9 protein-coding genes and 1 tRNA gene are annotated in these 13590 nt (G+C 37.3%); 4 read left to right on the top strand and 6 right to left on the bottom strand.

Annotated elements, in window-relative coordinates; all coding sequences use genetic code 11:
• Positions 1-471: an NfeD family protein gene (locus tag E1140_RS20000; RefSeq protein ID WP_155188351.1), complete on the bottom strand. Its 471-nt coding sequence runs from the start codon at positions 469-471 to the stop codon at positions 1-3.
• Positions 472-506: 35 nt separating this feature from the next.
• Entirely contained in the window at positions 507-2609 is a 2103-nt protein-coding gene (locus E1140_RS19995; protein ID WP_155188349.1) for a WG repeat-containing protein, read from the bottom strand.
• Between the two features lie 413 nt (positions 2610-3022).
• Between E1140_RS19995 and E1140_RS19990 the strand changes: the two genes are divergently transcribed.
• The gene (locus tag E1140_RS19990) at positions 3023-3862 is read left to right on the top strand and encodes a hypothetical protein (RefSeq protein WP_155188347.1); all 840 of its coding nucleotides are present in this window, start codon (positions 3023-3025) and stop codon (positions 3860-3862) included.
• On the opposite strand, the gene E1140_RS19985 is transcribed toward E1140_RS19990, so the two are convergent.
• The 4 genes from E1140_RS19985 to E1140_RS19970 form a co-directional block, all read right to left on the bottom strand.
• Entirely contained in the window at positions 3859-3948 is a 90-nt protein-coding gene (locus E1140_RS19985) for a hypothetical protein (protein WP_246203073.1), read from the bottom strand. The two genes, E1140_RS19990 and E1140_RS19985, sit on opposite strands and share 4 nt — an antisense overlap.
• Before the next feature lie 20 nt (positions 3949-3968).
• Complete coding sequence (locus E1140_RS19980; RefSeq protein ID WP_155188344.1) at positions 3969-5471, bottom strand: sodium-dependent transporter; 1503 nt, start codon at positions 5469-5471, stop codon at positions 3969-3971.
• 61 nt (positions 5472-5532) lie between these two features.
• Positions 5533-7152 carry an alkaline phosphatase PafA gene (gene pafA / locus E1140_RS19975; RefSeq protein WP_155188342.1) on the bottom strand — a complete coding sequence of 540 codons (1620 nt, stop codon included), beginning with the start codon at positions 7150-7152 and terminating at the stop codon, positions 5533-5535.
• A 63-nt stretch (positions 7153-7215) separates the two neighbouring features.
• The gene (locus E1140_RS19970) at positions 7216-9819 is read right to left on the bottom strand and encodes a WG repeat-containing protein (RefSeq protein WP_155188340.1); all 2604 of its coding nucleotides are present in this window, start codon (positions 9817-9819) and stop codon (positions 7216-7218) included.
• Between the two features lie 95 nt (positions 9820-9914).
• On the opposite strand from E1140_RS19970, the gene E1140_RS19965 reads away from it, so the two are divergent.
• The 3 genes from E1140_RS19965 (at position 9915) to E1140_RS19955 (ending at position 13449) form a co-directional block, all read left to right on the top strand.
• The gene (locus E1140_RS19965; protein ID WP_155188338.1) at positions 9915-12137 is read left to right on the top strand and encodes a PAS domain S-box protein; all 2223 of its coding nucleotides are present in this window, start codon (positions 9915-9917) and stop codon (positions 12135-12137) included.
• Positions 12138-12173: 36 nt separating this feature from the next.
• Entirely contained in the window at positions 12174-13301 is a 1128-nt protein-coding gene (locus E1140_RS19960) for a hybrid sensor histidine kinase/response regulator (RefSeq protein WP_155188336.1), read from the top strand.
• Positions 13302-13374: 73 nt separating this feature from the next.
• A tRNA-Pro gene (locus E1140_RS19955) sits at positions 13375-13449 on the top strand.
• Positions 13450-13590 lie beyond the last annotated feature (141 nt).

Raw genomic sequence — 13590 nt, 5'->3', positions numbered from 1 at the left:
TTAGTTGATTGGTTCTACTATTATATTATTTTTTTCAATTTTTATTATCTGCACAGTTGTGCCAGAATCCACATAAGAACCCGTGGTTCTTACTTCGTATTCTTTATCATTAAGCTCTGCCTTGCCTATAGGCTTTAAAGTAGAAATAGCCATCCCTTTATCTCCTACAGTCAGGCTATCGGTGAGCCCTTCATTCACTTTGCCAACATTGGTATCTTTTAGTGCCAGCTTTTCCCATGTCTTGTTCCTGAAGCTAATATAAATCGCAAGCCCAAAAAACATAGTTGACCCCAGTGTAAACCACCACCCTACTTCACTTCCGAAATAGTCAAAACTTAGGTAAATGCCCAATACCGTGGCAATCAATCCTAATATACCAACTACTGTAGTGCCCGGCACAAATAGTACTTCAACAATAAGAAGGACAAATCCGGAAATAACAAGAAAAATAACTGTGGTCCAGGCTGACATATGTTTTTAAGTAAAGCCTAAAGCTACTAAAAATATTATTGCGCTACTTTTACCCATGATGATTTTTTCATCACGAGATATTCATCGAACCTGGCATCATAAAAAAGGTCGTCATACATAATGGGAATAACATCTACCCCATTATTAGAAAGAACACCATATTTATTAAAAAGACTTACTTTGACATACATGTCATTTACCTCCTCAAGCATATCGTATTTAGCATTAATCAAAAAGCTTCCTTCGGTATCCAGCAGTCCATACTTACCCTGTTTTTTAACGAGGAATCTACCAGATGGCAGGACCGTAATTTCATCAAAGTTTTGAGGAGTAAGCTTTTTGCCTTCCTTATCTATTATTCCATATCCTGATGGTGCTTTTACAATGGCCATATTATTTTTAAAGATGCTCACCTCGGTATAAACGGGTTGGATAATTATCTTTTCATATCTATCAATATAACCCCATTTTCCCAACAACTTAACAGCAATTAGACCATCACCAAAGTCGCCCACATTTTCATATCTATTGGCTATTATGAGCCTGTTCTGATTATCAACAAAACCAAACCGGCCCTGATACTTAACTGCAAATAAACCAGCTCCTGAAGACCTGATTTCTTCAAAACGCTGTTGCGGAATATCCCGGTTTACTATTCTTCCATTAAAATCAATTTTCCATAATCCTCCATCAGATAAATGCTCAAGCAAATGATCTTCCATAATATCCACTTTATTTTCTGTAAAGTAAATGGTCTCATCATCATAGCTTTTCAATGTGCTTAACTTTCCAGATTTAATAAGGTAATAGTCATCATTGATAATCGTGAGTCTCCCCCTTTGAGGTAAAACAACCCATTCGCCCATTTTATCGAGAATGCCATATTCACCATGAAATCTCACCACCACCATGTTATTGATGATCTCACCCACCTGATCATACACACAATGAATAATTTCTTCCCCTGACCTATCAATAAAGCCCCAGTGGTTCTTCTTTTTCACAGGATAGTAATAGCCCGTACGTTTTCCAATCTCTTCATAATTGGTATTGGATTTTTGCACGCCATGAAAGTCGAATAATGACCAATTGCCTTTACTTTTAGCATAAATAACATCCTTATTAAGGATCAGGGAATCATACTTCGGCTTCATAAATATTTCACCATCGCTATTGATAATACCCCATTTATTATGATACCTGAATAACATTTTACCATTCACCGGTTCATCTATATAGGTAAACCTCTGTGGTGTAAGAGGTTCATTATCCTTACTAATTACCCAGCTTTTTCCATTAGCTCCCACTTTATAATTCTGTTCTCCAAATGGCCTTATATGATCATAGTACATTGATGATGAAGCTTTACCTGCTTTGAGCACTTGCCATTCGTCAAATCCCTTTACTTGCAAATCATCATCCAAGAGCACATCCTGATACTGTGGTTCTTCTATTATCTGACCATTATTATCTACCACACCTAATTGATGATTGGCATAAATAATAGCATGCCCATTCCGATAATTGGAAATGCTATCCAACACAAAATCTACCATGGGCTTTCCGGCATCGGAAAAAATGGCCGTTTTGTTCTCAAAGTTTTTGACTGCAAACCTTAACTGGCCGAGGCTGATTATCTCCTTATATTCTACTGGAATGATTGACTTATCGGTCATATCAACAACACCAAACTTGTATTGTCTTCCATATTTAATTCCAACGACAGCCCTAAGGTCTACCACTTTTATGGCATTGTATTTAAATGGAATAATGATTTTTCCCTGATTGGTAATAACTCCTAAAAAATCGTTATGACTAACTTTTCCTCGAACTGAGGCAATATAAAATCCACCTTTGGCTGGATATAAACTGGTGTATTCTGCCTCTGTTATTCTTTGATTGTTAAGTGTCAACAAACCCCACAATTCACCTTTTTTATACCCAATAGTATTAGACTGTGGCTCCTCATTTCCCGTGCTCCATCCTAGCTTTTCATATTCAGCAGGAATAATAACATTTCCATTGGCATCGGACAGGCCTACCTTACCATTCTTGTATATAAGTTGAAAATCCTTTGACTGGGCAACAGAAACAGCGGTGATTAAAATCAGTACTAATCCGCGTAAAAAATATCTCATCTCCTTCACTAACAATAAGTCTCAAATGTAATTGGTTTGGCCTTAAATGCCTATTTATGACATCTCTAATTAGCAGTTGCATCTTCAAAATTTGGCATCTTCAAAAGATACATTCAATAACTACCTTTATGGCTGCTTATTATGTCAACCTTAAAGCGGGTTTTTCGTTCATACAATCATGAGATTTTTAATGTCCTTTTTGCTTTGGTGTTTACTATTTGTGCTGTGTTGGCCAATAGCTATTCTTGCTATTTTCCTTTACCCCATCATCTGGATAATTTCAATTCCTTTCAGACTTGTAGGCGTATCAATAAATGCTCTGTTTGAGTTGATTAAAGCAATATTATTGCTGCCATTCAGAGTTGTTGGCGTAAAAGTTTAGCCCATTTATATTAAAGTGATTATCTTGCCTTATGAGATTAATCATTTTACTACTATTTGCCACCACCGCTGCTCTGGCTCAGCCAGACACTGAAGTTTATGTTTTTGACCTCAATTCCACCAATGGGAAGTACGAGGTAAGCAATCCTATTAACGTTTCTAATAAAAATGAAGGTTATGATAATCAGCCTCATTTTACTCCTGAGAGCAATTTAATGTACACCAGCACCCAAGATGGTCAGACCGATGTCGCGCTTTATGATTTTGATAAGAAAACCAATGAGTACCTAATCAACACAAGGGCAAATGAATACTCACCAACACCTGTATATGGAGAAAAATCCTTTAGCTGCATATATGACAGCATGCAATATTTGGTGAAATATTTACCTAATAAAAAGGAACCTGTAGTCTTGATAGATGATTTGGTAGTTGGCTACCATTGCTGGGCTGACGCCAATACGGTATTACTTTTTGTTTTGGGTGACACCTTTACTTTGAGAAAGTACAACTTAAAGAAAAAGACCAATGAAATTATGGATGATAATATTGGAAGGTGCCTGCTTAATATTCCAAATAAGCCTTTGATCAGTTATGTGAGTAAAAAGACTTCACCTTTTGCTATCAACTCTATAGATCCAAAAACAGGTATTAAGGTTAAAATAGCTGATGCCCTGGAAGGATCTGAAGATTTAGCCTGGACACCAGAAAGTATAATGATTATGGGCCAGGGCGATGTCCTCCACCAATATGATAATGAAAAGGGCTGGATGCCAATTGCTGATTTAAAAGAATTTGGCCTATCTGGAATTTCAAGATTAGCCGTTAGCCCACAAGGCGATAAACTAGCCGTAGTTGTTAGTGGTTTTTAATCAACCTTCTTTGACTTTTCGTTTTTCATAGCAAGTCTCAAGAAATAAAGGAAGCCGCCTACAACTACTCCTACTATAAAAATCATTGATATAATAGCTCCTCCACTCATGATTTGACAAATTTATTGTAAAGATATTTGTTGATGGCAATACCTGCTATCAAGGCCAACGCCCATTGCGTAACTACTGAAGCATTACTATACACATCAAACACATTCCAGTTTCCATTGGCATCAAACCATGGGTTTTCAGAATACCCTCTGGACATCCACCAGTAAATCAGCACTACGGCCAATACCACATTAAAACATAGTGTAATTGAGAAATATTTCAATGGAACATTCAGATCAGAATCTGTATCTATAAAGTCCTTTTTGAATTTTGAAATTCCATACTTCAAAACAACTATAATAATAAGCAGTCCACTTATAATTAGGCCAATGCCCCACACCCAGTCCTGATTATTAAAGAAGTTCAACGACCAGGCTGATGGAAATCCAAATATGATACAGAACACGCCAGCTCGTACGGCTGCGGACTTTCTGGTTATGCCCATGTCTTTCAAATTGCTAATGAAAAGCTCAAGCATTGGGAGCAGCGAGCTAAATGCTGCCATAAAAAATGCAAGGAAGAATATGAACGACAAAATCGCTCCACCGGTGATGGTAGAAAACAACTTCGGAATGATGGTAAATGTCAATGCCTGATTTCCACTTTGAAGAAATGAGATGGCTTCACCTTCGCTGGTAGCCAATGCGAAAACAGCAGGCAAAATAGCCACACCGGCCATTATTGAAGCAGTGTTGTTTCCAAACCCACTAATAAATGTATTAAGCACCACATCTTCTTTCTTTCTAGAGTAAGAGGATATGGTCATAATCAATCCCCAACCTGCTCCTGTTGACCATGCCGACTGTGATAGTGCCTCGATCCAGATCGTTGGGTTAGAAAAGTGCTTTGTATCAATGGCAAACATGTACTCTAGCCCTTTGAAGCCATTTTCCATATTTAGCGAAATGACTGTAATCACAATTAACAGCCCAAATAGGCTAGGTATCAGCACCTTGTTGGCCTTTTCAAGACCATTTTGAATGCCTTTAATCAATAAATAAATACCAGCAATGACAGCCAGTATATACAAGATGACAGTTGACATACTGCCAGTAGAAATACCATCCCAATAAGTCTCTAAATAAGTTGGGTCTTCTGCTAAATGAACAGCAATGGTCTTGCTACCAGTAATAAATGAGAATAAGTTCTGACTGGCAAGTCCCAGGTACTGCAATGCCCAGCCTGTAACTACAGCATAATAAAATGCTATACCCAAAGTACATACTGTAATGAAAAATCCGCCCCAAGTAAGTCCTTTACCTGACACACTACCAAAAGAGCCAATAACTCCTTTTTTATACTTCTTACCAATGGAAAATTCGGCCAACAAAATAGGTATAGACCAGATAAGCAAAAAGCCAATCCATAGTATTAAAAAAGCGCCTCCATATTGCCCAGCCAGGCGAGGAAAGCGCCATAAATTACCTGCCCCAATTGCCATTCCCAATGAAGCAAGGACAATGCCCCATCGGTTACTAAATTCTTCAGTTTTTGTCATAGCCCATTTGTAAGAGGCCTAATGATACTCAAAAAAGGGCAACAAATAAAATGGCACTTTATCAGTGGTCGAATAGCTCATATAATGGTTCGCCTGTAGCTCCATTGGGTAGCGAAATATTGAGGAGCATGGATAAGGTTGGAGCTATATCTGTAATGTTATGCTTCATAACAGATTCACCTTTTTTTATTCCATTTCCATACCAAAGCATTGGCACATGTGTATCATAGCTATAGCCAGAACCATGCGTGGTAGCATCTCCCGTTTGCGTATTTAACCAACCTGGGTAGAATTCATACATAACATCACCAGACCTTTTAATATTATAACCTCTGGCCAGTTTGCCTTTGATGTCTGTATCACTCCATGGTGTTGTCTTTATTTCATTTGCTGTATAGACAAATTGAACGCCTTCAATATCAGCCATGTATTGGGCTATGTAGTCGGCCATTTCATCAATATCAATCTTCTTTTCTCTTAACAAATCATGATCTAGATAAAGCTGATTATTAATGGAGTACTCTATCCATTTTGCTTCGCCATATTTCAGATTCAATAGTTTAGAAAGTTCTTTAACTTCTGAGCTTTTATTGAAATAGTCTGTTCCAAATTTATTGTTCTTCATATACTGGGGAATTGGAGCCACAGCATGGTCTGCAGTAAGAAAGACGGTGTAATTCCCTTTTCCAACCTTTTCATCTAACTTTTTCAATATTGCAGCTATATTATGGTCTAGTCTTAAATAGGCATCTTCCACTTCAATAGAATAAGGCCCTGAATCATGCCCCATATAGTCTGTTGCTGAAAAGCTAATGGCTATAACATCTGTATAGTTATCCTTTCCAAAGTCATTGTTATCCAATGCCGCGATAAATAAATCGGCCAAAATATCATTCCCGAAAGGAGTATTCCTTAGGATTCCATAATCATTTTTGATCTCGCGCATATCGTAAGGAAATCCCTTGAATAGCCCGTTGAGTGTTTTCTCAGCGCTATCATTGTCCTCACTACTGGCCTTATAAGTGCTGATATCATAAAGTGTATTCCATGTTTTACTCAGGTAATCATCTGCCAGTCTCCTCTTATTAAATTGGCTAACCCATTTTGGCAGCTCACTCATATAATAAGTGCTGGTTATAAAATCTCCTGTAGAGTTATCATACCAAAATGCATCACCTCTGTGCCCTGCAGGAAGTACTGCTCCACGGTCTTTCAATGACATACTTAAAACTTTGCTTTTATATTGACTAAAAAGCATGAGCTCATCAGTTATAGTGGTGGCCTGCAATCTATTTGGTGACATCTGACCATTGTCTGAATCAGAGCCTACTGTATTATAATGCTCGTCTTCTACACAATAAACTTCTCTTTCCAGGTCTGGCTGGTACCAATCATTGCCCGCTATGCCATGAATGGCCGGTGTTGTGCCTGTATAAATTGACGCATGACCAGGGGCAGTTTTTGTAGGGATGTAGTTATAATGCATGTTTTTAAACATAAAACCCTCGCCCATCAATCTTTTAAAACCGTCATCCTGAAACCTGTCACCAAAACGATATAGGTACTCCTGACGCATCTGGTCCACCACAATACCTACCACTAACTTTGGCTTTTGGCTTTGTGCATTAAGGCCTGTAAATGTTGATAAAAATAATAGAGCTAGCAGATAATTTGCCTTCATGATTTATTCTTTAATTCCTGATGGCAATATTAGGAATTGAGACTTAGTTATAAGAAGGAAATTCTATTGTTCACAATAAATTAACATATAATCCGCTGCCTCAAAAGCTTGTTTTCTGATTATCTGACCCGTTTTATCATAATAAATAACCACATAGAACTCTGCCTCTTCAACATGCTTTTCGGTAAAATAAATAGGATCAGCGGTAGAACCCACATTAATAAGATCGTTGAATGTTGGTGCGATTACTTCTCCCCGGGTGCTGCTAAAGACACCATAACCCTGATCTCCTCGGGCTATAATCACAATCTCTTCTGGCGTATTTAACTGGTAGTGATATGATTTGTATCCACCATCTCGGAGCGTGTTATTATAAATATCAAAATACTTCCAGAGATAGTTTGTCTTCACAAGTGCTACCGAATCCTGCCAAAACTTGATGTCCTCAAAACCAAAATCAGAAATTTCTTTGCCATCATTTCGTACAAAACCCAACTTACCATTCTTTTCAGCCACTAATAGTTTTGAGTTATAGGGTACAATATTCCTATCATACTCTGCGTCTACCTTGACATCTAAATCAGAATGGATTAAACCGAATTTCTTGCCTTGTAGATAAGATATGTAACCATTTGAATAGTTAGCGACAGCATCATATTTCGGTCTAAGCAGCTCTTTTCCTTTATTATTGATCAGCCCTTTTTTCCCTTTATCGGTAGTGACCAAATACTCCTTACCTATAGGGTTTATACTCTCAAAATTTTCGTTGATGACAAAGTTTCCATACATATCAAAATAGTAGGTTTTCTTCTTGTCTTCATAATTTATGGCCAGGTATTGTGATGCTCCAGATGATGTGAGAAACTTAAGACTTTCAATATCTTTAACGAGCAATTTCGATTTTTCAGCAAAGTAAACTAAGGTAGTATCACCTTTACCAGCCAACAAAAAATTACTCCCATAAAAAGTCAGCGTGTCAAAAGTATCTATCAGAGTGAAGTCCAGAAAAGAATATAACTCCCAACCATTGGCCATCTTGATCCCTAGATATTCATCGTTATATTCCATTTTATCCGATTGCTTTTCGGCTTTGAGCTTATACTCAATGGTTAGCAATTCAATCTTCTCTCTTCCTTTAACTATTACCGCCTTACTTAACACTTTTATCTTCTGCTCATTAAAAGGAATGGTCTCGTTGAGATATTCATCTAAAACCATCTCTCCGAATGTCGATTGTAACCATAGTTTATTCCCTTCCAGAAGTTCAAAGTCCTCATGAATAGGATTGAAGTTTATTGGATTTTTGTCCACTGCCTCTGCTAGCTTATTGGCAGTGAGGGCATCATACTTTTCATCTAATTCAAAAATATAAAACGGGCCCTGTGTAGAGATGTTATCAAAAACAGCTTTGGTCACGTTACGTCCAGCCACTGACATTAAACCCCATTTATCGTTTAATTTAAAGGCAATAAATTTTCCATTCAAGAGCTTAACATCATCCCAATAGTCTGAATTTATCTCCCATCCAGATTTGTGAAATACCTTAAAACTATTTCGGTATTTAACTTTTAATAAGCCACTTCCCATATCCTCAACTTCACCCTTATGCTTTGGTAATATAGCACTCCCATCTCTGGCAATCACACCTTCATCCGACTGAAAAAAATCAGTCTCTAAAACATGGCACAACAACTCGGAATTAATGTTGGTGTATTGTGATTTTATGATTTGGTTTTCCTTCAAATCCACAAAACCATACTTACCAGCTTTATAAACTGGGATTAATGGCCCAATGGTGTCATATTTTATAATTGTCGCTAACGAATCTGTAAGCCATTTTTTGGGAAAACTTTCAATTTCACCCTTATCCTTCAGCACATGATACAGGACCCTACGTGCTTTCTTAACCCAGTTGCTTTTTGGGTACTTATCCATAAACGCCAAATAGCTCTTAGGCTCATTATCTGCTGTAGATATTTCATAAATATTTCTTTCTGCCTCAAACCTGTATGGTGTTGTGCCATGCGTTTGAAGAAACTTCACATAACTGTCAAGTTTGCCGTCAGCAGTACTTTTCGTAAAATAAAGTTTCTCATACCGTTGCTTAGCATCATCGTATTGAAGTGCATTGGGGTATTTGGACATAAAGTCTTCATAGGCACCATAGGTATTGGTTCTTCTAGCGGTTTGGAATGCTAGGCTATCCCTAATCTTGACAGCCGAGGCCTCTTGCTTCGACTTAGGAAAAGTCTCTAGAAAGTAATTCAACCGATCTTCAGTATTCTCTAATCTGGCGCGTAAAAAAGCTGCTGTTTCTATTTCACGCTTAAACTCATCCATCGATACCAGGTTGACGCCAATTTTAGCATGCTTTTCCATATCCTTTTCTTCGAGCAAACCGAAATACTTCCGTGCTTCCAATAGGGTGAAATAGGCGCTATCTATATTGTAATTATGATATGCTGTATCAAATTGGATTTTTGCTGTAGCATAAATGGCCGCTGGTAAACTTGCATCTTTCTTAAATGCCTTCTCAATCTGTTTTTGTGCTTTCTCGATTTTTCCTTTCTCCTGCAGCTTCAGCGCCTTTTTAATATTACCTGTCTGAGCTGACGCAGATAGACAGTAAATAGAAAAAATAAAGTATATAAGCGATTTTCTAGGCATTTGCTCAGGCTGGTACTGTATAAGGTGTAAATATCGTTTTGATTTGATTTAGCTCTCCAATTAGCTAATTTTCTAACTGTGTTAAAGCCAAAGTTATGAATTTAAAGAAATTGGGACCACTGGAAAAACTCACTAAAAAGGAACTCATAGACTTGATAAAAGAGAAAAGGTCTGGTAATCAAATCATTGAGGAGCTAGAAAAGGAGATTGTAGATCGTACCAATGAAATTAAAGATAAATCAGATCAGCTAAAATATAGAGAAGAATCTTATCAAGAGTTATTAACTAATCTTCAAGGTATGGCATATCAATACCTTCCTAATGGCAAAAGCTGGAAAACATCATTCATAAGTGAAGGCGCCAAAGAGTTAACAGGTTACCCTGCCACAGATTTCAGTGCAGGTATACTTCAAGTTGATAAAGATTTGGTTGATCCAAAAATAAATAAGAAGGTATGGTCAGAAATCAAGAAGGCTTTGAAAGAAAAGACAAGCTTTAATGTTAAATACCCTATACAGACAAAGAGCGGTGCCGAAAAATGGGTAATTGACAGGGGCAAAGGTGTCTATGATGCTAAAGGAAAGCTTGTAGCACTTGAAGGTGTCATGATAGACATAACAAGAGAAATACTACAGGAGGAAAGGTTATTACTAGCTCAGCAGGAAATTTCAGAGCAGAATAAAAGAATCTCTGAAAGTGAAGAGGCATATGCTACTCTGCTAACCAACCTGCAGGGCATGGCTTATAGATGCCTTAATGATAAATATTCAACTGTAACTTTCATCAGTGATGGTTGCCTACCATTGACAGGTTATAGCAGCGAAGAAATAAAAAATGCGAAGCGATTTTTTGAAACAAAAATTGTCAGGAAAGACTTTCAAACCTCAAACCGAGCGATTATAGAAAGAGCGTTGAAAGATCAGCAACCTTATGAGATAAATTTTCCAATAGTTTGTAAAAACGGTGCTCAAAAGTGGGTGACTGAGCGCGGTATTGGCATATATGATGACTATGGGCGCCTCGAAGCATTGGAAGGTTTTATAGTAGACATCACCGAATCTAAAAATCTTGAGCGGCAGTTAAGATTAGCACAGGAAACTATAGATAAAGCACCTATATTAATAGAATGGATAAAAGAAGATGGCTCATTTTATTATGTAAATGAGGAGACTTTAAAGGTGTCTCAGTTTTCCCAAGAAGAGTTTAACACCAAAAGAATTTATGACATTGACCCTTCAATGAATAAAAAGCAGTGGGGCAAAACGTTTAAAGAAAGAAGTGACAAACCACTGAAAGATGTAGAAGCAACATATATCAAAAAAGATGGGTCGAGATTTCCAGTTTTAATCAATGCCATCAATATTGAATATGATGGAGCCATTTATAATTGTGCTTATATCAATGACATTTCTAAAATAAAACAGATAGAGGAAGAATTAAAGCTGACTAACTACGAGTTAAGTGCTTCTGAAGAAGAGCTAAGGCAACAAAGTGAAGAGCTTCATGCATTAAATGAAAACCTTGAGGTGCAGAAGAAAGAATTGGAAAATACAGTTTATCAGCTAAAAAACACCCGTGACCAGCTTATTCATACCGAAAAAATGGCTAGTCTGGGTGTACTTGTAGCAGGCATTGCTCATGAGTTGAACAACCCAATTAGTTATATAAAAACAAGTTCAGAAGCGCTAAAAATGCTATTAGAAGAACTTAATGAAGAGGTAAAGAAAATAACAAGTGAAGAAAATGATAACCTGAATGAGCTAGCTCAGGATTTTAACCAAATGGCTACCCATATTAATTCGGGAGCTGAGCAGGCCGCTGAAATCGTGAAAGGGTTACGAACCTTTAGCCGCATGGATAAAGAGAAGATTGAAAAGCATAATATACATGACACCATAAACAATGTACTCTTGATGCTGCACAACAACTACAAGTACAAAATTGAGATCATTAAGGAATTTGGTGACATTCCGCCAATAGAGTGCGCTCCAGGGCAGATTAATCAGGTATTAATGAATTTAATAAACAATGCAGTTCAAGCCATAGAGGATGAAGGCGCAATACTGGTAAAAACTGAATTGGCTGAAGATAGGGTTATCATTACCGTAAAAGATAATGGCCCAGGCGTACCAGAAGAGATGCAAAGTAGAATATTCGAGCCTTTCTATACCACAAAGGAACCGGGTGAGGGCACAGGGCTTGGACTATCTATAAGTTTAGGTATTATTCAAGACCATAACGGAAGTATAAATTTTACCAGCGATAACAATGGGACAACATTCACAGTTTCTTTACCAACAAAACAAGGATTCAATTAAAATGAATTGATAACTTCTGGAACAATTTGAGCATTTATGGATAGCATCATAAAAAAACCCGATAACAATAAAGAGTTAATCCTTTATGTTGATGATGAGGTAAAGAACCTTGACAGCTTCAAGATTATTTTCCGAAGGGAATATGAAGTTCTTGTTGCTAAATCTGCGCAGGAAGGTTTAGAAATGCTCAGAGATAATGAAATTCGTCTTGTCATAACCGACCAACGCATGCCTAATATGACAGGCGTTGAGTTTCTGGAAAAGATAGCCAACCTATACCCTGAAATTACCAGGATTATACTTACAGGCTATAGCGATATGGAGGCTATAATCTCTGCTATTAATAAGGGCAGAGTATTTAGGTACATAACCAAACCGTGGAATAAAGATGAGCTAAAAGAAACCATTGATTATGCACTTGAAGCTTATAAACTTAGACTGGAAAACAAGAACCTTATTAAGCAACTTCAAAAGACCAATAAAGAACTTGACGAGTTAGTATACAGGTCTTCTCACGACCTAAGGGCTCCATTGGCTTCAGTACTTGGCTTGATCAATCTGGCAAAAAAAGAAGAAGACCTTGATAGAATAAGGGAGTATTTAGACCTGCAGGAGGGCAGCGTTAAAAGGTTGGATGAACTATTAAAAGAGATTATTCAATACTCACGCAATTCTCACCTTGAGATAAGAAAAGATGACATTATTCTAAACGATGTTATCAGAAATGCAGTAGACATTCATGAGTATTTCATAGGCTCTCAGCACATCAAAAAAACTATTGATGTTGTCCAGACTGTTAAGCTGTACTGTGACAAATATAGATTGGAGATTATTTTGAATAATTTAATCAGCAATGCTATCAGATACAGTAACCTTAATCAGCCTCAACCACAATTAAATATTAGTGCCAAGGTTGATGATAATGAAGTTGTTATCAAAGTTGCTGACAACGGAATCGGCATTAACCCTAAACTAAAAAATAACATCTTCGACATGTTTTATAAGGGTTCTGATGAAAAAATGGGTGGAAGTGGACTGGGCCTGTTTATCGTTAGTGAGTCCATCGAACGTCTAAATGGCGAAATTCTACTTGATTCAGAAGAAGGTAAAGGTTCTGTCTTTACAATTAAGATCCCTAATAACGCTGAAACAGAAGAAGGGTAATCTTCTGAAATAAAATGTATTCTTCCTGTTTGAAAATATGATTTGTAAATCTAGGTTTGCAACTTCATCATTCCGGGATGTGGCGCAGTCCGGTTAGCGCACCACGTTAGGGACGTGGGGGCCGCTGGTTCGAATCCAGTCATCCCGACAAATAAAAAACCTCTGGAAAAATGCCAGAGGTTTATTCATTTATAGACAGAATCAAATTTATTTGATGAAGGAATTATAAATGAATAAATGCGAATAGAGTGAGCAAGGTTTGATTTCGGAATTTTCAGGTTATTCTGGA

The organism is Fulvivirga lutimaris (genome assembly GCF_009711525.1).
Lineage (GTDB): Bacteria > Bacteroidota > Bacteroidia > Cytophagales > Cyclobacteriaceae > Fulvivirga > Fulvivirga lutimaris.
This window is presented reverse-complemented; position numbering and strand designations above follow the sequence as displayed.